We start from the raw sequence: 19,992 nt of genomic DNA on the forward strand, positions 1-19,992 counted from the left end.
GTTAATCTCCTTTGCTGACTAATTTGATTCGCGGATCGACAAGGCGATAGGAAATATCAATTAAAAATAAAGTGACGACCAGAATGGCGCTGTAGAAAATGGTCGTACCCATAATGACTGGATAATCCCGATTAAAGATACTGTCTACGAAATATTTACCGATGCCGGGAATGGCGAATATTTTTTCGACGACAAAGGTACCCGTAATCACAGAAGCGAATAGCGGTCCGATAAATGACAGCACCGGAATCAATGCATTACGTAGACCGTGACGAATAACCACTGCCCTGGAGGACAAGCCTTTTGCTTTGGCGTGCGTATGTATTCCTCATGCATGACTTCCAGCATACTTGTCCGCATAAAACGGGCAATAACGGCAAGAGGTGAAACGGCGAGAGCTAGCGATGGAAGCACGGTATGCTGCCAGGTTCCCCATGAGGCAACTGGGAGCAGATGCCATTTGACGGCAACATACTTGATTAACAGCGGTGCCAAAATGAAGCTAGGTACAGAAATACCAACAATGGCAATAAACATCGAAATATAATCCAGCGGTCGATTATGGTGTAAAGCAGCCAATGTTCCGAGCGAAATACCGGCTATAATCGCAACCACGATGGATTGAATACCCAGCAGTGCAGAAGGTGGAAAGCCTCTGGCAATGAGCATATTAACGTCCGTCGTTTTCGACTGAATAGACGGGCCCATATCCAGCACCAGCAAATTTTTGAGATACAGTACATACTGCACTGCGAGCGGCTTGTCCAGATTGTATCTAGCGCGCATGTTTTGCAGCACTGCTTCCGGAATCGTTTTCGAATCGTTCGAGAACGGATCACCTGGAATGATGTGCATGATGATGAATGTTAAAGTGACGATAATCCACAACGTAACAAGCATCATAAAAAGGCGTTTTAAAATGTACATGGGGGTTTATTTCTCCTGTCTATGCTGAAAATAATGGCAATCAAAATAAACAAAAGCATATAAGAATGCTGGGAAATGGTAAAACGGATAAGGTAAATGTCAAGGTAAGGTTTTACATTATAGAACATTGGTCAAATTTTCGTCACAGGTTTTCCATTTTTATAGGGCTAAGATTCCGCTCCTTCCTCTCGACGAGTATCCTGTCGTATGATATGATGATACTCTGATAACGTGTTAACGAACTAAAGTGTTTGCCGCCAGTCCTTTGGATACGGGGGTCACTATTGTTGGAGGGGAAAAAGATGAGAAAGACAGCCATGTTTACGATGATGATTGGATTGATTATGATCGTGTTGGCCGGATGTTCCGGCGGTAAGGATAACAGCAAGTTGATTATTGGAATTGATGATAAATTCGCGCCAATGGGCTTTAGAGATGAAAATAACGAGCTGACCGGCTTTGATATTGATTATGCGAAGGCGGCCGGAGAACAAATGGGCAAACAAGTGGAATTTCAACCAATTGACTGGTCTGCCAAAGAATCCGAGCTGAACAGCGGACGTATTGATCTCATTTGGAATGGATACACCATTACCGATGAGCGTAAGCAAAAAGTGCTGTTCACGAAGCCATATCTCAAAAATAGTCAGGTCATTGTCGTTCCGGCTGCCTCCAGTATTTCCAAGCTGGCTGATCTGGCGGGCAAAACGGTGGGTCTCCAAACGTTGTCCTCGGCAGCCGATGCATTGGACGCAAGCCCGATCAAAAGCAAATTAAAGCAAGTACCCGAATATCCGGATAACGTTCTTGCTTTGACCGACCTGAAAACAGGACGTCTGGATGCGGTTGTCATTGATGAGGTTGTTGCCAAATATTATATGTCCAAGGAACAAGGGACGTATAAGCTGCTTGATGAATCACTGGCCCCTGAGGAATACGGCATCGGTGTGAAAAAAGGAAATGAAGAGCTGTTGACACAGCTGCAGTCCGCTTTGGATGAGCTGCACAAGAACGGAAAAGCCGCTGAAATTTCAAAAAAATGGTTCGGTGAAGATAAAGTTTTGAACTAATACGTAATGTATTGAACTAAGGGTTTAGGAGTCGAAAGTTATGAGTATGGAATATATTTTGCGAATTATGAAGCCTATGCTTGAAGGGGCACAGATGACGGTTATTTTATTTTTTATCACGCTCGTTCTGTCCATTCCGCTGGGTTTTATCGTTACATTGCTGGCGAAAAGCCAGATTAAGCCAATTGCCTGGCTGATGCATACGTACATTTATGTTATACGCGGCACGCCGCTTCTGCTGCAATTGTTGTTCTTTTGTTTTGGTCTGCCCATGCTGCCTGTCATCGGGGAATATCTCGTCCTGGATCGGACAACGGCAGCGGTGCTGGCATTTGTGCTGAATTATGCCGCTTATTTTGCTGAAATTTTCCGAGGCGGGATGTTGTCGATTGATAAAGGTCAATACGAAGCCTCGCAGGTACTGGGCTTGAGCAAGTCACAGACATTGATTAGAGTCATTGTGCCGCAGATGGTACGGATTGCTTTGCCAGCGGTCACCAATGAGGCGACAACGCTGGTGAAAGATACGGCGCTGCTGTACGCGGTGGCCGTACCAGAACTGCTCCATTTTGCCAATACGGCTGTGAACCGTGACTTTACGATTGTTCCTTATGTTGTAGCAGCAGTTATTTATTTGTTGTTGGCTTTGGTGCTGACACTGTTCTTCAGGGCATTGGAAAAACGTTTTAAATTTGAGTAAAAGGAATGTCGGGATATGAACACTAACGCAATTGAAGTAACTGATCTAAAAAAATCGTTCGACAAGCTCGACGTTCTGAAAAGAGTGAGCTTTAACGTTAAGGCAGGGGAGGTCGTAGCCGTCATTGGTCCTTCAGGCTCAGGAAAAAGTACCATGCTGCGCAGCTTGGTGCACCTGGAGGATGTGACGGGCGGGACGATCCGCATTCATGATAAAGCGCTGGTGGAAAATGGTCAGTATGCTCCGGCAAGCGAAATTAAAAGCATTACCACCGGGATGGGCATGGTGTTCCAGCATTTTAATCTGTTTCCTCATTTGACGGTGCAGGATAATTTGGAGCTGGCTCCAAAGCTGGTCAAAAAGGTAAGCAAGGCCGAACTGCGTCGACAAAGTGCAGAGCTGCTGGCAAAAGTCGGCTTGGCGGATAAGGCCGATGCGTACCCGTCTCGACTGTCAGGCGGACAGAAGCAGCGTGTGGCGATTGCCCGGGCAATGATGATGAATCCTGACATTTTGCTGTTCGACGAGCCAACCTCGGCCCTTGATCCCGAGCTGACAGGCGAGGTGCTGCGAGTGATCAAAAAGCTGGCTGAGGAGCACATGACGATGGTCATCGTGACCCATGAAATGAATTTCGCAAGAGATGTGGCGGATCGCGTCATTTTTATGGATAACGGAGAAATTGCGGAATCCGGTACACCGGAGCAGATTTTTGGCAATCCGCAGTTGGAACGGACGAAGGTGTTTTTGAATCGGGTGGGGGATTAAAAACATAGTTGTTTGTTTGGGCGTATGTCAGGGAGGCGCTACGCGTGCAGATTATTCTTCCGATCGCTGTTGCAACGGGATTTTTTCATTTATATGACACCTGGTAAGGTTAAAATCCCGTTGCAAAGTCGAACGCTCCGCTTCTTCAGAACAATTCTGCCCGCTCCGCTCACCGACCACCTGTATAGGCACTATGTTTTTAAGCAGGAAGTGTAAGTAGGAATAAGAGAAAGGGAGATGGCAAAGCGTCGTCTCCCTTTTTTGCAGTTGCAGGGCGTACTGCAAACTGGGTTTATTTAAGCTGATAAAGCACTCTTTTATCCATCATTTTCCTTATGGTTATGACCAGCAACTCATTCTTTCTCACTGCTAAATACTTCAATCATCGTCAATGCCCCCGTCCGATAACCGTGGGTGAACGCTGCTGCGGAGTACAGGGAAGTTGACTCGCTTAATAAATCAAACATGACTTCAATTTGCTCAAAATCGACTGCCGATAATTTATTTTTCAACATCTCCATAAGATCGCAAATTTTTTGATTCACTTTTTGAGATTCGGGGTCGGTTGACTTTATTTGTTCACTGGGACGCCATTTCCCATAATAAATATCCTCCAAAATCATTTTCATCATGCCTCTCTATGAATACTGTTGTGTTAAGTCTTTGTCATCACGTAAATCCATCATCCAAGCAAAGTTTACTACATATGGAAGCTACATATTGATATTTATGCGTTATTCGCATAAAACTTTTTTAGTATACAAGCCGAGTTAAAAATGTACATGGGGTGCCACTACGCGGTCGTATTTCTTGATCAAGCTAAAAAGTTTGAAATCCGGGCACAAAGGCGAACGTTATGGCTTGAACAGCACTATTCTGTCCGCTTCGTTTCTTGTTCGACTTGGTGCTGACTTCTTACAAATCTCACAAACAACCTATTCCCGATATGAAAATGGGAACCTGGACATCCCAAGTGTTGTCTTGATCAAATTGGCGGATTTCCACAAGGTGAGTATCGACTTTATTCTTGGTCAGACAGATAATCCTGAACGTTACAGGTAAAAAGGTATTAGATGCACAATAAAGCTCCCGTGATGATTCACAGGAGCTTTATCGATTGCTGGTCTAACGGTATAGTGTAGACCATTCACATAAAATTCTCTCTTTTTGCAGTTGCAGGGTATACCAATAGATCAATTCATGAATCATTTCTAAATTTGCGGAATTCTTTAGGTGTTTTATTATAATGTTTTTTAAAAGACTGAATGAAGTGATTTACGTGATTGAAGCCCACTCTGTGGGCTATTTCAGTTATGGTATATTGTGTTGAGGTTAGTAATTCACTGCTTTTCTTGATGCGGTATTTAATTAAATAATCATAAGGGGTCATATGAATAGTTCTCTTAAAACTACGAGTGCACTCTGAAACACTTAGATGCGCTATTAGATATTAAGATGAACCATAATTGTGCCACTTTGATGGCTACTTCGTACTCCCAACCAAAATTTTTTTTCAAATCAAACTTCTGTTTCATATCCCACAGGATTTGTAGAATTTGAATTTGCCATTCAACATCCCCTTTAATTACTAGTGACACTAAGGAAGAGTTTGTATAAGGCAGTACATAATTTTTTTCCATTGCACTATCTGCATAAAAGGCCAGCAGCTTTTCTGGGAAATTGAAACTGACATATTGACCGTGATGTGAAAGCTGGGTAGTAACGTGAAGAACACCTTTATTAATTAAAATGGCCTGACCTGTATCTAATTCATGATCAATCCCGTTCACTTGTATGACTAGCTTTCCCTTAGTGACCAAAGTGATCTGTAGTTCTTCATGCCAATGTAAATCGTTAAATCCTCTACCTTTAGGAATACTTTCATGAACCGTATGGGTGTACATGATGTATGGAAATGAAACATCGGGATAGAGAATGGTCTCGTGCAATTGTTTTTCCATAGAAGAGAGGGTCCTTTTTTATGACGATATTCCTATATAAATAAAAGATATAATTACACAAAATAAATAAAAGCGGTGATATTATTATATTCAGTTCAGTTTATTATGCAATTGTTCTGTGCACAGAGAATTGGTTAAAACATCTGAGAGGATCATTATGAAAATAAATAAAATATCGCTATCTTTGCATCCGTATTTTTTACTGTTCATCAGTATTTTGTCGGTTTCCGTCTCTTCCATCATGATAAAATCTTCACATACTCCAACCTCCGTGGCTGGAATGTTTAGATTGTATATGTCCGTCATATTCATGCTTCCTTTTCTACCCTGGAAAATGCTCCGCTCCTTAAAAATGACCAAAAAAGATTGGGGCACTGTTTTCTTGGCCGGCCTTTTTCTCGGGTTGCATTTCTTATTTTGGATGGAATCTTTGGTATACACCTCAGTTGCCAGCTCCATGGTCATCTTATCCTTACAGCCTTTATTTGTAATGATTGGTTCATACTTTGTGTTTAGAGAACGAGCAAACCTATTCACTATTTTTTGTTTGTTTGTTTGATTGCTGCTCTTATCGGTTCGATCATTATAGCTTGGGGGGGACATTGGGACCTCGAAAGAAGCACTAATCGGAGATGGGTTATCTTTATTAGGAACAATCGTGATTTCAGCTTATATGCTGGCAGGACAGAAGGTAAGTCACAAAATAAATGCAAATTTATATAGTGTGATAGTCTTTTTTCTTGGTGGCAGTGTTCTGCTAGTCTACAATTTGGCGAATCATTATTCCTTGACCGAATATAACTCGTCGGATTGGATGTATTTCTTATTGCTCGCAGTAATCCCAACTATTTTCGGGCAATTTATTTTTAATCTGCTGTTGAAATCAATGGGAGCAACTACGGTGTCAGTGGGCATTATTGGAGAGCCTGTTCTCGCCATCCTTCTTGCCTATGTATTTTTGGGAGAAATCATGTCTGCATTTCAATTCATAGGTGGAATTATGACTTTGTTCGGTATGGGGATGTATTTTTGGGCAAAATCTCTAAAGTATACAGTTGCAAAATATTAAAATTGTTTACGGATTATTATGGGATTTAAGAAAACAATGGATGAGGAGAATACTTACACGGCAACGATTGAAGATTTTTTGAAACTCGATATTCGGGTTGGAACCATCATTAACGCTGAGTTTTTTGCAGAAGCCAAAGTGCCTGCCATTAAACTTGGACAAGATATTGGAATAAAAACATCGAGTGCACAAATTACAAAAAGATATGTAGCTGAAGAGATGATAGGGGAACAAATCATAGGTGTAGTCAACTTTCCTCCTCGACGAATAGCAGGCTTTAAGTCAGAGGTATTAGTCCTTGGCGGAATACCCGAAAAGGGGGACGTGGTTTTGTTGAAACCAGATATTAAATTACCTGATGGAACGCCCATCGGATGATAAATCGTTCCTTTTTCATCTGTGACCTTTTCATAAAAGAAGGTAATGGGTTGCAAGTATAGAATTACTACCTTAGGAAACTACTAAATTTTGGAGGTTGATAGCATGTCTGTAGTAGCTCAATATCTTCAGGAATGGCTAAGGCACAGATTGGTGTTGCAAGAATTGGTTGAAGTGATTCCGGATGAACATATTGACTTTAAACCCTGGGACAATGCGATGCCTATGGGTTCCCTAATTGTTCATATAGCCAGTTCTATGGAAATGTTCGTGAAAACCGTAAAAAATGGTACCTTCACTCCACCGACAAAAATAGATCAATATCACACAATAGCCGATGTACGCAGCATAGTCGATCAATTGACAGAGGAAACAATCCGAGAATTGAAGGGGTTAAATGCTCAACAGCTAGAAAAGGAGATTGAATTTAAAAACTTCCTTGGCACTGGGAGCTTCTGGCTATCCACGGCGAAAGACCATGAGATTCACCATAAAGGCCAATTATTTACGTATGTACGAATGGTTGGAGTACAAAATATACCTTTTATGATTATGCAACCTCCCCAAAAAACAAATTAACGTTCGGATGTATCATTATACGAAACCCAAACGGTAGCTTCATAAATATGAGACGGCAGCCATGAAAACGGCTGCCGTTTTCTCCTCCATTAACGAGCAGTTTTACCCTAATGCCTACCCGTAAAATTTACTCACTCTGAAAGCGAGATATCTTCTTTTGATTGGTTATTTGAAGAAGGCTTTTTATTGAATGCTAATAACAAGATCAGTCCGATGATACATAATACACCCATCCATTGGAAGAAGCCAAAAGGCTCTTTTAACCAAAATACAGTTGTTAGAACAGCAGCTAGCGGTTCCAAACTACTTAGAAAGCTTGTTTCTTTTGGTGAAAGACTTTGTAAACTTTCTATATAGAACCAAAATGCGATCATTGTACCGAATATAATAACGAATGCTAGGTATAAATAGGTTTCTGGTGTCAAGGTTTTAAAATCGATTTGCCAAGGTGGATGGATCAAGCTTAATCCCAAACCGCCAATGACCATAGCCCAACCCACAATAACTAGGGAATCATATTGCTTCAAAAGAGGAATGGCGTATAAGGTATAAAAAGCCAGGGCTATTGCTGATAAGATACCCCAAACGATTGCGATCTTCGGAACGGATAGTTGAGAAATAGAGCCGTTTGTTAATAAGAAAAAACAACCCACTAAAGCCAGGAAAATAGCTGACAGATCCTTTCGTGTGAAGACAATGTGCCTTCGCAGAACTAAATAGATGATAATCATTACAGGTGCTAGATATTGTAATAGTGTCGCAACAGCAGCATTACCACTTTGGATCGAGGCCATATACGTATATTGGACCGCTAGCATACCCACCAAACCGTAGACAATGAGTTGGAAAGCGGTTCTTCTATTTTTCCATACAGCCCATATTTGTGAACGTTCCTTTACCAAAAATTGTACAGCCAACAATAGTGTTATAATAGGTGAAAAATATTTTAAATTATACCTGAATAGGATAAAAAAATATAAATATATTGAGGTTGTGATGATTTGCAAATAAAAAATTTCATGGTTGACCAAAACCTAAAAGAACTAACTGAGCATCGGACAGTCGTACTACCGATTGCATGTTATGAAACAACGATTAACCAAAATATACATGGGCATATACCTCTTCATTGGCATGATGAAATTCAATTTGTTCTGGTTGTAAAAGGGGAAGCGATCTTTCAAATTAATGAAGATAAACGAATTGTACGACAAGGTGATGGCTTATTTATAAATAGTGGCTTCCTACACATGGCGGAAGATCAGAATGAATCGGGTTGTGTGTATATCTGTTTAAACGCTTCTCCTCATTACGTTTTATCACCAGAGCTTTACAGCCCCTATGTAGCCCCTTATATTCAAGCAACTAACTTACCTTATGTATATATAGATTCTAATGAGCTCTGGGGGAAAAACATCTTAGATGCCATTTTTAAAATCAATCAATGTATTCAACAAAAATCACCATACTTTGAGATGGATATTACCATGCATTTAACAATAATCTGGAAAAATTTAGTCATGAATGGCTTTAAATTAGAATATGACCAGACGGAAATGGTAAAGAGTCAGCGGATCAAGCAAATGTTAAATTGGATCTATTTGCATTACGCTGAAAAAGTCACATTAGATGATATTGCGAAAGCTGGTCAATTGAGCCGTTCTGAATGCTGCCGATATTTCAAACGAGTGTTAAAGATAACTCCGCTGAATTATGTCATGGATTATCGAATTCAAAAAAGCTTGGTCTTACTGCAGCAAGCAGAATCTAACGTTACAGAAGTTGCCTATAAGGTCGGATTTAACAGTACCAGCTATTTTATAGAAAGATTCAGAAAAGCAATGAACATGACACCCTTAGCCTACAAAAAATCAAAAATGGCTGATTGATAACCCATGGATGAACTCGCTTAATATACATATTATTATCTTTTGTTAATTACAAGGTGTGAGTATGGAAATATAATCTAGACAGATGTTGCAGAATTCTGAACGCAACCAAATATAAAGTATGGGAGTGAAGGAGGAAACAGATGAAGGATGAATTCGCTCAAATCCAAAATTCAATTGAACTGCTTATGCAGGATAAGCTGCCACAAGAGGTCGTTAACCATGCAATGAATAAGTTTACAAAAAAGAAAATTGCTAAAGGAGATTTATTAGTTCATCAGGGAGTTGTACAAAAAGAAATATACTTTGTTATCTCCGGTTTATTAAGAAGCTTTTATATAGATGTTAATGGGGATGATATCACAAGATTTTTTTCAAAAGAGGGTTCAGTGCTTTGTTATGAAATATTGTTTGATCATAAACCTTCAAACCGTTGTATCGAGGCTTTGGAGGATAGTGTAGTTATGGCCATGCCATGTAACGATTTTAAAAAATTAATAGAGAATCATATATATTGCATGAAAGCTTATACAAAATTATTGGAACGTAAGTTGGAATATAAAATTCAAAGAGAGAGCAGTTTTTTATTAAAAAGTGCAACGGAGAGGTATTTGGATTTTAGAAAAAGGTATCCCCAGTTGGAGAAGCGTATCAATCTAGCCTATATCGCCTCTTATATCGGAATTACACCCGTGTCGTTGAGTAGAATCAGAAGGGCGATTGCGGAGGAAATTTAAAATTTGGAAAGCGAGGAGTTCATAATGAAATATGTAACTATGAAAAACGACAAAATACCAGCTATTGCACTGGGAACGTGGTCATGGGGCACAGGTGTTAACGGTGGAGACCGGGTTTTTGGAAATAACTATACTGCTGAGGAATTGAGACCTGTTTATGAAAAAGCCGTTAAACATGGTTTTACCTTATGGGATACTGCAGCCGTATATGGTTATGGCGCATCGGAAACCATTTTAGGCCATTTCATTAAGGGAGAACAAGATATATTGATTTCTACTAAGTTCACACCCTTCGATGGCCAAGAGCAAAACATGAGGAAGTCATTAAAGGAAAGTATGGAGAGACTTTGTAGGGAAAATATTGACCTTTATTGGATTCACAATCCCCGGAATGTTGAAAAATGGACACAAGAAATCATCCCCCTTGCAAAGGAAAACAAGATTAAACACATCGGGGTATCTAATCATAACTTGGATGAATTGAAATTGGCTGTTAGCATTCTGGAAAAAGAGGGTTTGGAACTTGCAGCCGTTCAAAATCACTATAGCTTATTATATAGGGAATCAGAAGAAGCAGGTATTATCGATTGGTGTAACGATAATCATATCGTTTTCTTCTCTTATATGGTCCTGGAACAAGGAGCACTAACAGGCAAATATAATGCTAATCATCCGTTCCAAAGCAATACAAGAAGAGGAGAAGCATTTAGTATAGAAACCCTAAGAAAACTTCAAAATTTAATCAATGTTATGAGCGAGATTGGAGACAAATATAAAGTTGGACCGGCCCCCGTAGCAATGGCTTGGGCCCTTGTAAAGGGGACTGTACCCATTATAGGAGTTACCAAAGAAGCACATATTGACGATGCATTAACTGCTATAACTCTTACACTAGAAAAAAAGGACATTCATGATTTAGAAGACGCAGCTATGGAGACAGGTATATCCGTTAGGGGCGCATGGGAAAAAAGTATGAAAAAATAATTTTGCGCTTTATAATGAACGCTCTTTGTATTTGGATGGAGGTATATCATCATGAATTCTTTAGCCGAACGCAAGTCTATTCCCACCTGGCTCACATTTTTGCTTGCTGCTTCTTGTGGAATTATCGTGGCCAATCTTTATTACGCGCAGACACTGGTTGGACCAATTAGTGAAACTACCCGATTGTCCTCATCTGTTGCTAGTCTGATCGTGACGATTACGCAAATTGGGTATGTGCTTGGTTTGCTGTTTATAGTTCCGCTTAGTGATCTTGTTGAGAACCGCCGCCTCACTGTTATTTCTTTGGTCGTAGTGGTCCTCGCGCTAGCCGGTGCTACCTTTGTCCACAACGCAGGAATTTTCCTGACCGCTTCCCTGTTCATTGGCCTTGGCTCGGTGGTCGCCCAAATTCTTGTTCCTTACGCCACTTATTTATCTTCAGAAGAACAACGTGGACGAGTAGTCGGCAATGTCATGAGTGGCTTGCTGCTTGGTATTATGTTTGCCCGACCGTTGGCCAGCTTTGTAGCCAGCTTATGGGGATGGCAAGCGATCTTTGCTTTTTCAATGGTTTTGATTGCCCTGCTTACCCTTGTTTTGTCTCGTGTGCTTCCACAACGGAAACCGACACCTACATTAAATTATCGACAATTGATTCTATCGCTTGGCTCCCTATTTGTCCGTACACCCGTTCTACGTCGCCGCGCTTTCTATCAAGCTTGTCTGTTTGGCGCCTTTAGCTTGTTCTGGACCGTTATTCCTCTGCATCTGGCGGATCACTTTGGCCTCTCGCAGCAGGGTATTGCATGGTTTGCCTTAGCTGGTGTGGGTGGCGCTATTGCCGCACCTATTTGTGGCCGTTTAGCCGACAAAGGCTGGACCCGGGCTTTAACCGGCACATTCCTGGTGGTAGCTGTTTTTTCCTTCCTGCTTGCCGTACTGGTAAAAGGTCATTCTGTTGTGGGTTTACTGCTGATGGTTGTCGCTGCAATTACACTGGATATGGCTGTTTCGGGCAATCTGGTATTGGGTCAACGCGCTATTTATTCGATTGGCAAAGAATCAAGAGGACGCTTGAATGGACTGTTCATGTCATTATTTTTCTTGGGCGGCGCAGCTGGCTCTTCCTTGGGCGGCTGGGCATACGCCCAAGGTGGCTGGCAGACTGCAGCTGGTTTGGGTACAGTTCTCCCGGCTCTGGCCCTCCTGTACTTCCTGACTGAACGAAAACCCGTTTTTAGCAAGCTCAAACAAAGCTAAAAGTTGTATGCCTCCCGGGGGGAACACGACGTCGCTTTATCAGGTAATTAAAAGTTTGAAGTCACTAAACTAACGCGATACATTAGGTATAAGTAATCGATGAAAAGAAGAGGGGGAGACTGAAATGAAGACAATCAGGTGCATGATGGACCACCTATACTGGGCGGACGGACGCATCTTGGACGCGCTCGAGGAGAGTGAGACGAAGAACAAGGACCTTCTGAAGCTGGTTCGGCATGTTGCGGTCGCGGAACGAGTCTGGCTGGACCGATTGCAGGGCAAGTGCAGTGCGAAATATTCGTTGTGGGAGGAAACGGAAGACCTGACGGCGATCCGGACGATGTTCGAAGAAAACGCCGAGCAATATCGCATCTATATCGAAGGGCTCAAGGAATTCGAACTGGATGAGATGATTGACTATGAGAACCAGAGCGGGGGTTCGTTCCGAACGTCCGCCCGGGACGTCTTGTTGCAGGTCCTCTTACATGGGCAGTATCACCGAGGACAGATCAACCGGGCACTTCGGATTGAATCGGCAGAGCCTGCCCAAGTCGATTACATCACGATCACGAGACTCTAACGGGGCCTAATAATTACCATAAAATCTAAAGTCGTAGGAAAAATTATGGTTTATAATGGAGATGTTATGAAAGAGGACCTGGGTAGAGGAGAGATAGATCATGACGGATTTAAACTTCATTGGCATGCTTCCCGACATCGAGGAGAGCAGACGTATATTTCAAGCTGCAGCCATCCTGGACGCTATCCTTATGCCGGAGTGGGAATACCGATATTATTCGTACAACGCCCATTGGGATGAGAATGAACAGATGGCATCGATGAGGGACGGCGAAGGGGATCACTATTTTGCGCTGTTTCAGCCAAACGGACTGATCATTAAAGGGTTTGATCAGCGGTTTAATCGGGTGCATGGGCCACATGATGTGCTCCAAGGCGTGCCTAACGAATTTGAAGGATTTCTAAAGGAACCAGCGTTTATTATGGATGAGACTACCTTTTGCACATGGAAGTTGCAAGGCAGCCAGGCATGGTCCGCAAGTAAAGAGTTGGATGCTAAAGCCTACGAACTGTTGCATATTTTAAACGGCAAAGCGGATTATTATTATGCCTGGGCAACGGAGTATTACGAGATTTCACTGGATCGATCACTCGTACAGCGAATATTTGATATAGAGCCACTGAATGGGAAAATGCTTAAAGGTCTTAATGAAGAATTGGAATTTGCTGGTCTTGAAGAGGACATCCAGGAAATAGACTATCCGGTAAAAAGGGAAGATTGAAAATAGTATGTACATAGACATTCCACCAAAACTGCTATCGATATTATTTGCATCGATCTCATTTGCGTGTATGCTAGGTGCCAGTCAGTAAGCTTGGCGGGTTCATAGATCAAATGTTTCCTTTGGAACCAGGGACAAAAATATGTTCCTGTGCACAGACAATAAAGTTGTGTTTTAAAAATTCAATAGAGCCGACAATAGATTATTTCTTTGGGTCTCTTTTACGGTGGTAAAGGAGAGAAAAAGGCATAGGATTGAAGTATTTGACAGAAATCAAATCCTGTATCATAATAGAATGAACATTCGATCTAAGTCATTTAATTGATATAGAATGAACATTCAATCTAAAATTTGGAGGTATTAACATGAGTAAAACAGTATTTATTACGGGAACCAGTTCAGGCTTGGGAAAAATTACGGCGATTCGGTTTGCTGAAATGGGCTGGAACGTAGCTGCAACCATGCGTACACCCGACAAAGAAACGGAGCTTACTGATTACGATAATATCAAAATTTTCAAACTGGACGTCACCAATGTGCATGAAGTTCAAACATCGGTAGATCAAGCCATTGCCGCGTTCGGTAAGATCGACGTCGTCATCAATAATGCAGGTATGGGGACTTACGGTCCGTTGGAATTAGCCCAAGAGGAAGCTATTGACTGGCAATTCGCCGTTAATACGCGAGGACCGATCAATGTCATTCGTAAATTTATACCACATTTCAGAGCCAATGGTGGAGGCATGTTCATCAATATTAGCTCTTTCATGGGAATCACGACAGCGGTGCCGCTCGGATCTCTCTATAATATGTCGAAATTTGCTTTGGAAGGACTGACGGAAGGTCTTTATTACGAACTGAAGCCGTTGAATATCGAGCTTAGATTGATCGAGCAGGGAGGTTCTACAGGAAATAATTTCAAGGACAGTATCACTTGGAACCAAGATGATAACATACATGATTACGATAATCTAATGACGAAAGTGCAGAATTTAATGAATCATGCGGAATCCAGCTCTACATTGGATGATCCTCAGATTATCGTGGATGCCATAGCCGCATTGGCGACTGGAGAGAGCAATAAATTTCGCACTGTCATCGGAACAGCAGGCAATGATCTGATGGCGCTAAGAAATTCTGTGTCCATTGACGAATATTTGGAGACGATCGCTAAGAATTATATGTAAGCCCATTATGAAGCGCTTTGTTATAACGCCAGATCGATCTGACAATCTTGACTACGGATTGTATGAGGTGTATCTTAGATTAGAATGAACATTCGATCTTATGATGGGAGCGGGATACCCTAATGTTTGAGAACTATAACAAGGTGCAGCAGGCTATCCTTGAAACAACACTTAACATTATCATCCGAAAGGAATTACAGGCTACCTCAATGTCGCTTATCGCCAAGGAGTCTGGTGTATCGACTGGTAATATTTATCACTATTTCAAAAGCAAAGAAGATATCGTTAACGAATTGTACAAAGCCATTGTTACGTTTAATGGAGAGTATGTGCGAGAAGGCTTGCTGAAGGGCACAACGATTCGTGAAAAGTTTGAATTTGGTTGGAATCGGGTTATCGAACTTGGGAAACAATATCCTCAGGGCTTTCAATTTATTGAGCAGTATTCGTTCTCGCCTTACATTTACGAAGAGGTAAAGCAAGAAGTCTATACCGGCGGATGGTGTGCGCCAATGAACGAGTTATATCAAGAAGCCATTCAGGAGAAGCTGTTTATCCCGATGAATCCGAAAATGATGGTGCAGATGCATTACGGCACATTTGTTTATATGCTGAAGGCCCATCTACACGGAATCTTCGAGTTAAGCAGTGAGAGCGCCAGTGGTGCAATCCGTTCGTGTTGGAATGCTGTAACTCTTAGAGATTTAACATAAATAGATGGCCAAAAGCCGCCCTCAAAGGAAGTTCGATAACAACCTTTGAGGGCGGCTTCTGTTTTTATGGGTGGGCATAGTCGCCATTGGAGGGCTTATATTGAAGGGGATATAACGAAACCGAAGGCACACCTGCCTAGGGGGTTAGTGATGGAAGATTCACTCAACAGCACCATGTGCAGTGGACGGAATAGAATTGTTGCTCAGGAAGCATATTTGACGAGGACTGGTAAGGATTTTATTTATAAAACAGGATGTTCTTAAGAGGCATTTGAAAATAAAAGTGGATGATTGCTAGCCGCATGCGGAAGCTACATATTGATATTTATGCGCTATTCGCATAAAGTTTTTTTGTATATGAACTGAGCTATAAATGTACATGAGGCGCCACTACGCGGTTTTGTCCTTTTTTAATATGCCTACGGGCAGATTAGCTTAATAAATGATATGCTTAAAAAAACAGATCATTTGACCAGAGGAGAGGTACATTAATGCGGTACCATGAATTTTATATCGGACAACTATTTAGAACCAAGTCTTTAACATTAACAAAAGAGGATATTACCAGATTTGCAACGGAGTTTGACCCACAATATATGCATTTGGATGAAGATAAAGCAACGCAGGGAAGATTTAATGGAATCATAGCCTCAGGAATTCAAACGCTAGCAATTTCATTTAAGCTTTGGGTTGAAACGGGTAGTTATAGTGATGATGTCATTGCTGGAACTGCTATGAACAATATTAGATTTATAAAACCCGTGTATCCGGGAGATGAATTACATACCATTGTGGAGGTAACTGCACTTCGAGAGAAACTGAATGAAACAGGAATAGTTACTGTTATGCTGACGACTTTCAATGACAAGGATAAGAAAGTATTTGAAGGTGAATTGTCCGTTTTAGTTAATAAATAAGGTGTATTCAGACAGTAGATATAGAGCCTACAGAAGAGAGTCTCCTAATATTAAGTTGATTGGGGAACAGAGTTGTTCTTTATAATGATTTTAAGGTGAGGACTACCTGCTGGTGACCGCTAAAGGTTGCTCTTGAAAATAGATTTTATGGAGGAGCTAGATGACTAAAGAGGAAATAATAAATTACTGTCTGACTTATCCCGACGTTTATAAAGACTACCCCTTTGACGAAAAATGGACTGTAATACGTCATAAGGATAATAAAAAAATATTTGCGATGCTTTACAAGCATGATGGCCACCTTTGCATCAACCTCAAATGTGAGCCGAGTCGAGCCGATTTCCTACGCAGCATATTTAAAGAAGTTAAGCCGGGATATCATATGAATAGAGTGCATTGGAATACCGTTATTTTAGATGGTAACATGCAAGAGGATGATCTTTTTGATATGGTGCAACATAGCTTCCAACTGACGAAATCGAAGAAAAAAGGGGTATACCGGAGAAGGGAGCTACCTGCGGCTGGCTGAATGCTTCTGGCACAAGCTGGTGCTCGACCCGCTTAGCTCACAGGAAGACTCCCTGCAAGGAATTCATGCTAATACGCAAATTCCCAAGCTGATCGGACTTGCCAAAGAGTATGAGCTGACCAATGATCCGATGCGCCGGGCGCCGGTGGAGTTTTTTTGGGAACGAGTGGTGGAGCATCATTCGTATGTCATTGGCGGGAACAGCTTTGGAGAATATTTTGGAGCACCGGATGGCTTGAATGATCGCATCGGGCCGCATACGACGGAGACGTGCAATACCTTTAATATGCTTAAGCTGACCAACCATCTCTTTCAATGGAATGTATCCGCCAGGGAGGCGGACTTTTATGAACGGGCTCTGTTTAATCATATTTTGGCCTCGCAGGACCCGGTTCACGGGGGTGTGACGTATTTTCTGTCCCTGGCCATGGGCGGACACAAGCATTTTGAAAGCAAATTTGATGATTTTACATGCTGTGTCGGCACAGGGATGGAGAACCATGCAAGCTACGGCAGCGGTATTTATTTTCACGATCACAATAAGCTGTATGCCAATCAATTCATCGCTTCGACATTGAAATGGCAAGAAGCAGGGGTTACGTTAAAACAGGCCACCTCCTATCCGGACACGGATCATATCAAGCTGGAAATTCAATGCGATCAACCTGCTCCATTTATGCTGCTCATCCGCTATCCTTATTGGGCTGAAAAAGGGATGACTATCCGTGTAAATGGCAAGGAACAAGCAGTCGTGTCAGAACCGGGCAGCTTCGTATCTATTGCTAGAACGTGGATAGACGGTGATATTGTCGAGGTGGAGCTTCCGATGTCGCTGAGACTGGAGCCGATGCCGGATAACCCGGACCGGGCGGCTGTCATGTATGGATCGCTGGTGCTGGCAGGCGACCTCGTGCCCATAGATGATCCAAAGGCCAAGGATTTCCTCTACACACCGGTATTCATACCTGAGTCGGGGGAACTGGATGCCCGGATATAGCCGGTGGAGGGCAAAACGAATACGTTCCACACCTTGAATGCCGGGCATCCCCGGGACGTGGAATTGTCTCCTCTGTATAAAATACACGACCGTACTTACTCGGTGTATTGGGACATTTTTACGAAGGAGACATGGCAGGAGGCAGAAAAGGAATATACAGCGGCGCGTGAAAAACTGGCGATTCTGGAGCAGTGTACGATTGACTTTGCCCAGCCTGGAGAAATGCAGCCGGAGCGGGATCATAACTTTCAGGGGGATGCTTCCACCCGCACCGGATATGTAAACAACCGACCTTATCGAAATGCGGGCATTGACGGCTGGTTCTCTTTGGATTTGCAAACAGATCCGACTGCTCCGATGCTGCTCGTTATCACCTACACGGCCACGCTGGAAATGCCCAACTGTGGTTTTGACATTTTGATTAACGGTCATCCGCTTGAGCATTTTAGTGAAGGCTTTGATGAGGCCGATAAGTTTTACAACGTAAATGCCGCCATTCCGGCTGCATATTTGGAGGGTAAGGACATAGCGACAGTGACCTTTAAGGCCAAGCCGGGACAGCGTATCCGCAGATTGTTTGGGCTGAGAATGGTCAATAAAGAGGTGTATGAGCAGCTCTATCAGGCGGGTAACTAGCGTGATAGCGGATGGATGTCCTTTGAGATGCTTTGTGAGTAAAAGTAATGTTTGATTTTTAATAGATTATGATTTATGATGTAAGAAATATTGGATGATGTTGGAACAATGTTGTTATGAACTGATTTATTCATAGTCGTTTGCGCGTGAAGCACACGGGCTGTTTCTTCCTTAACTGGGGAGAGGCAGTCCTTTTTTGTTGGTTTAGTACATTTTTGCCTACTCCGTTTTATATTCACTTTTTCGAGTTCGGCGATAGAGATTGGGATGGCTTTTTTTAAAATGTCTATATGTTAGAAGTTTTCCTTATAGATTTTGTAATAAGGAAACCATATAATATATAAGTTGTATCCAGTATTTTCCGAAAGTGGGGATGCAATAAGTATATGAGAGTAGGGTTGATATACATAGTTTAGAGTACTAGTAGACAAAGGGGATAGAGAGATGAGTATAAAAAAATGGATATTGAGTTTGACCGCAGTTACGTTGCTATGGGGCGCGACAAGTACAATTCCAACGACGGAGGCGGCAAACAACCCCCAACCGATTGAGGTCTTGTTAAATGCGAAAAAGATACAGTTCCCGGATGCTAAACCCTTTCAGGATAGTAACGATTACGTGATGGTTCCTATTCGTTTTGTATCCGAAGCCTTGGGGGCCAAGGTTGGTTGGGAAAAAGCAGGCGGTCAATTGGCTGTGTCGATCAAAAATGATGCACATGCCGTTAGCATGACGGTCGGACAAAACACCGCCACGGTGGACGGACAGACCAAAACATACGAAACGAAGATTATTTTGAAGCAGAACCGTACTTTTGTGCCGCTCCGGTTAGTAAGTGAAGGCTTGGGCCAGACGGTGGAGTGGGATAAGATCAGCCGCTGGGTCTGGATCGGGAAGAAGGAAATCACTGCGCTGGAGGATACAGGGCATCAGGCGGTGAGTATCGAGCCGTATAGGAAGGCGATTGGTACAATACCAGGGCTTTTAAAAAATGTTATTGGTAAGTCATACGATAAAGTGGTGATTTTTAAACAATATGATCTACCTATTAAGATGCTGCGAGATACTTACTCAATAGAACCTTACACAACCTCTAAGGGTGTACCCTACCTACGAATGAGAGTAAAAACAAATTCTTCTACAGGAGGAATTTTCTATCTGACGAAGAATAAAGACGCACGTCTTCGTCCTGCACTAGAACAAATGACGCAAGACAATGGGGATGGTACGAAAATGGTTTATTATCCGATATATTCGTCTGCTGATGAGATTTACTTAGGTGTTAAAAACTATAAATCTTTTAAGTTGCAAGACATTGAGTATATTGGTTTTGATCTCGCATCAAGGGACTATATCCCGATGATGGTTAATCCGTGGAAAGGAAATTAAT

General features: G+C 42.0%; 22 protein-coding genes and 4 pseudogenes. 21 read left to right on the top strand and 5 right to left on the bottom strand.

Translation table 11 applies throughout. From position 1 onward, the window contains the following. Window position 1: 1 nt before the first annotated feature. Together GCU48_RS15695 and GCU48_RS29260 are read right to left on the bottom strand one after the other, a co-directional pair. Window positions 2-786, bottom strand: a pseudogene (locus tag GCU48_RS15695) (ABC transporter permease). Next, window positions 775-927: pseudogene (locus tag GCU48_RS29260) on the bottom strand (ABC transporter permease); the annotation flags it as partial. The pseudogenes GCU48_RS29260 and GCU48_RS15695, both read right to left, overlap by 12 nt. 302 nt (window positions 928-1,229) lie before the next feature. On the opposite strand from GCU48_RS29260, the gene GCU48_RS15700 reads away from it, so the two are divergent. From GCU48_RS15700 to GCU48_RS15710, 3 genes are read left to right on the top strand one after another with little or no spacing between them, the layout of a single operon-like run. Then, window positions 1,230-1,997 carry an amino acid ABC transporter substrate-binding protein gene (locus GCU48_RS15700; protein ID WP_025716841.1) on the top strand — a complete coding sequence of 256 codons (768 nt, stop codon included), beginning with the start codon at window positions 1,230-1,232 and terminating at the stop codon, window positions 1,995-1,997. Window positions 1,998-2,037: 40 nt separating this feature from the next. Further along, a complete protein-coding gene (locus GCU48_RS15705; RefSeq protein WP_152380617.1) occupies window positions 2,038-2,697 on the top strand; it encodes an amino acid ABC transporter permease in 660 nt (219 codons plus the stop codon). A gap of 15 nt (window positions 2,698-2,712) precedes the next feature. Beyond that, window positions 2,713-3,465 (top strand): amino acid ABC transporter ATP-binding protein, encoded by a 753-nt coding sequence (locus tag GCU48_RS15710; protein ID WP_152380618.1) that lies wholly within the window; start codon window positions 2,713-2,715, stop codon window positions 3,463-3,465. A gap of 353 nt (window positions 3,466-3,818) precedes the next feature. Here the strand turns inward: GCU48_RS15710 and GCU48_RS15715 are convergent, their stop codons facing one another. Then, window positions 3,819-4,088 carry a DUF6809 family protein gene (locus GCU48_RS15715; protein WP_152380619.1) on the bottom strand — a complete coding sequence of 90 codons (270 nt, stop codon included), beginning with the start codon at window positions 4,086-4,088 and terminating at the stop codon, window positions 3,819-3,821. A gap of 238 nt (window positions 4,089-4,326) precedes the next feature. On the opposite strand from GCU48_RS15715, the gene GCU48_RS15720 reads away from it, so the two are divergent. Next, window positions 4,327-4,527 (top strand): helix-turn-helix domain-containing protein, encoded by a 201-nt coding sequence (locus GCU48_RS15720; RefSeq protein ID WP_152382177.1) that lies wholly within the window; start codon window positions 4,327-4,329, stop codon window positions 4,525-4,527. A 136-nt stretch (window positions 4,528-4,663) separates the two neighbouring features. On the opposite strand, the pseudogene GCU48_RS15725 reads toward GCU48_RS15720, so the two are convergent. Continuing rightward, a pseudogene (locus GCU48_RS15725) lies at window positions 4,664-5,426 on the bottom strand (AraC family transcriptional regulator). 241 nt (window positions 5,427-5,667) lie between these two features. Between GCU48_RS15725 and GCU48_RS28080 the strand changes: the two are divergent. The 4 genes from GCU48_RS28080 to GCU48_RS15740 all read left to right on the top strand — a co-directional run bounded on the left by GCU48_RS28080 (window position 5,668) and on the right by GCU48_RS15740 (window position 7,452). Then, window positions 5,668-5,985, top strand: coding sequence for an EamA family transporter (locus GCU48_RS28080; protein ID WP_244316296.1), 318 nt, complete (start codon window positions 5,668-5,670; stop codon window positions 5,983-5,985). A 99-nt stretch (window positions 5,986-6,084) separates the two neighbouring features. After that, on the top strand, window positions 6,085-6,495 hold the full coding sequence (locus GCU48_RS28085; RefSeq protein ID WP_244315714.1) for a DMT family transporter: 411 nt from the start codon (window positions 6,085-6,087) through the stop codon (window positions 6,493-6,495). 36 nt (window positions 6,496-6,531) lie between these two features. Then, window positions 6,532-6,873 carry a tRNA-binding protein gene (locus GCU48_RS15735; protein ID WP_152380620.1) on the top strand — a complete coding sequence of 114 codons (342 nt, stop codon included), beginning with the start codon at window positions 6,532-6,534 and terminating at the stop codon, window positions 6,871-6,873. A gap of 105 nt (window positions 6,874-6,978) precedes the next feature. Then, window positions 6,979-7,452 carry a DinB family protein gene (locus GCU48_RS15740; protein ID WP_025716835.1) on the top strand — a complete coding sequence of 158 codons (474 nt, stop codon included), beginning with the start codon at window positions 6,979-6,981 and terminating at the stop codon, window positions 7,450-7,452. Between the two features lie 131 nt (window positions 7,453-7,583). Here the strand turns inward: GCU48_RS15740 and GCU48_RS15745 are convergent. Further along, window positions 7,584-8,375 (bottom strand): annotated as a pseudogene (locus tag GCU48_RS15745) (DMT family transporter); the annotation flags it as partial. An 84-nt stretch (window positions 8,376-8,459) separates the two neighbouring features. Here GCU48_RS15745 and GCU48_RS15750 point away from each other — a divergent pair. The 13 genes from GCU48_RS15750 to GCU48_RS15805 all read left to right on the top strand — a co-directional run bounded on the left by GCU48_RS15750 (window position 8,460) and on the right by GCU48_RS15805 (window position 19,991). Continuing rightward, the gene (locus tag GCU48_RS15750; RefSeq protein ID WP_244316298.1) at window positions 8,460-9,341 is read left to right on the top strand and encodes an AraC family transcriptional regulator; all 882 of its coding nucleotides are present in this window, start codon (window positions 8,460-8,462) and stop codon (window positions 9,339-9,341) included. 143 nt (window positions 9,342-9,484) lie between these two features. Further along, complete coding sequence (locus tag GCU48_RS15755) at window positions 9,485-10,078, top strand: Crp/Fnr family transcriptional regulator (RefSeq protein WP_152380622.1); 594 nt, start codon at window positions 9,485-9,487, stop codon at window positions 10,076-10,078. A 3-nt stretch (window positions 10,079-10,081) separates the two neighbouring features. After that, window positions 10,082-11,062, top strand: a complete 981-nt coding sequence (locus tag GCU48_RS15760) for an aldo/keto reductase (protein ID WP_244315716.1) — start codon at window positions 10,082-10,084, stop codon at window positions 11,060-11,062. Between the two features lie 51 nt (window positions 11,063-11,113). Beyond that, window positions 11,114-12,322 (top strand): MFS transporter, encoded by a 1,209-nt coding sequence (locus GCU48_RS15765; RefSeq protein WP_152380623.1) that lies wholly within the window; start codon window positions 11,114-11,116, stop codon window positions 12,320-12,322. A gap of 124 nt (window positions 12,323-12,446) precedes the next feature. Then, window positions 12,447-12,902 (top strand): DinB family protein, encoded by a 456-nt coding sequence (locus tag GCU48_RS15770; RefSeq protein WP_152380624.1) that lies wholly within the window; start codon window positions 12,447-12,449, stop codon window positions 12,900-12,902. 100 nt (window positions 12,903-13,002) lie between these two features. After that, window positions 13,003-13,623 carry a hypothetical protein gene (locus GCU48_RS15775; protein WP_152380625.1) on the top strand — a complete coding sequence of 207 codons (621 nt, stop codon included), beginning with the start codon at window positions 13,003-13,005 and terminating at the stop codon, window positions 13,621-13,623. Between the two features lie 365 nt (window positions 13,624-13,988). Beyond that, a complete protein-coding gene (locus tag GCU48_RS15780) occupies window positions 13,989-14,810 on the top strand; it encodes an SDR family oxidoreductase (RefSeq protein ID WP_152380626.1) in 822 nt (273 codons plus the stop codon). A 122-nt stretch (window positions 14,811-14,932) separates the two neighbouring features. Then, the gene (locus GCU48_RS15785; protein WP_152380627.1) at window positions 14,933-15,523 is read left to right on the top strand and encodes a TetR/AcrR family transcriptional regulator; all 591 of its coding nucleotides are present in this window, start codon (window positions 14,933-14,935) and stop codon (window positions 15,521-15,523) included. A 491-nt stretch (window positions 15,524-16,014) separates the two neighbouring features. Then, entirely contained in the window at window positions 16,015-16,440 is a 426-nt protein-coding gene (locus GCU48_RS15790) for a MaoC family dehydratase (protein WP_152380628.1), read from the top strand. 160 nt (window positions 16,441-16,600) lie between these two features. Further along, complete coding sequence (locus GCU48_RS15795; protein ID WP_152380629.1) at window positions 16,601-16,969, top strand: MmcQ/YjbR family DNA-binding protein; 369 nt, start codon at window positions 16,601-16,603, stop codon at window positions 16,967-16,969. A 19-nt stretch (window positions 16,970-16,988) separates the two neighbouring features. Next, a complete protein-coding gene (locus tag GCU48_RS28090) occupies window positions 16,989-17,966 on the top strand; it encodes a glycoside hydrolase family 127 protein (protein WP_244315718.1) in 978 nt (325 codons plus the stop codon). Window positions 17,967-17,969: 3 nt separating this feature from the next. Beyond that, window positions 17,970-18,602, top strand: a complete 633-nt coding sequence (locus tag GCU48_RS28095; protein ID WP_244315719.1) for a DUF6805 domain-containing protein — start codon at window positions 17,970-17,972, stop codon at window positions 18,600-18,602. Window positions 18,603-19,046: 444 nt separating this feature from the next. Continuing rightward, entirely contained in the window at window positions 19,047-19,991 is a 945-nt protein-coding gene (locus GCU48_RS15805; RefSeq protein WP_152380630.1) for a copper amine oxidase N-terminal domain-containing protein, read from the top strand. Window position 19,992 lies beyond the last annotated feature (1 nt).

The sequence above is a fragment of the Paenibacillus brasilensis genome, from assembly GCF_009363115.1.
GTDB classification, from domain to species: Bacteria; Bacillota; Bacilli; order Paenibacillales; family Paenibacillaceae; genus Paenibacillus; species Paenibacillus brasilensis.

Bases quoted from the DNA above. Each gene is read 5' to 3' on its own strand.
- GCU48_RS15755 (WP_152380622.1), top strand. From the start codon at position 9,485: ATGAAGGATGAATTCGCTCAAATCCAAAATTCAATTGAACTGCTTATG.
- GCU48_RS28080 (WP_244316296.1), top strand. From the start codon at position 5,668: ATGATAAAATCTTCACATACTCCAACCTCCGTGGCTGGAATGTTTAGA.
- GCU48_RS15775 (WP_152380625.1), top strand. From the start codon at position 13,003: ATGACGGATTTAAACTTCATTGGCATGCTTCCCGACATCGAGGAGAGC.
- GCU48_RS15740 (WP_025716835.1), top strand. From the start codon at position 6,979: ATGTCTGTAGTAGCTCAATATCTTCAGGAATGGCTAAGGCACAGATTG.
- GCU48_RS15805 (WP_152380630.1), top strand. From the start codon at position 19,047: ATGAGTATAAAAAAATGGATATTGAGTTTGACCGCAGTTACGTTGCTA.
- GCU48_RS15710 (WP_152380618.1), top strand. From the start codon at position 2,713: ATGAACACTAACGCAATTGAAGTAACTGATCTAAAAAAATCGTTCGAC.
- GCU48_RS15780 (WP_152380626.1), top strand. From the start codon at position 13,989: ATGAGTAAAACAGTATTTATTACGGGAACCAGTTCAGGCTTGGGAAAA.
- GCU48_RS15765 (WP_152380623.1), top strand. From the start codon at position 11,114: ATGAATTCTTTAGCCGAACGCAAGTCTATTCCCACCTGGCTCACATTT.
- GCU48_RS15735 (WP_152380620.1), top strand. From the start codon at position 6,532: ATGGATGAGGAGAATACTTACACGGCAACGATTGAAGATTTTTTGAAA.
- GCU48_RS15705 (WP_152380617.1), top strand. From the start codon at position 2,038: ATGAGTATGGAATATATTTTGCGAATTATGAAGCCTATGCTTGAAGGG.
- GCU48_RS15715 (WP_152380619.1), bottom strand. From the start codon at position 4,088: ATGATTTTGGAGGATATTTATTATGGGAAATGGCGTCCCAGTGAACAA.
- GCU48_RS15770 (WP_152380624.1), top strand. From the start codon at position 12,447: ATGAAGACAATCAGGTGCATGATGGACCACCTATACTGGGCGGACGGA.
- GCU48_RS15795 (WP_152380629.1), top strand. From the start codon at position 16,601: ATGACTAAAGAGGAAATAATAAATTACTGTCTGACTTATCCCGACGTT.
- GCU48_RS15700 (WP_025716841.1), top strand. From the start codon at position 1,230: ATGAGAAAGACAGCCATGTTTACGATGATGATTGGATTGATTATGATC.
- GCU48_RS15790 (WP_152380628.1), top strand. From the start codon at position 16,015: ATGCGGTACCATGAATTTTATATCGGACAACTATTTAGAACCAAGTCT.
- GCU48_RS15785 (WP_152380627.1), top strand. From the start codon at position 14,933: ATGTTTGAGAACTATAACAAGGTGCAGCAGGCTATCCTTGAAACAACA.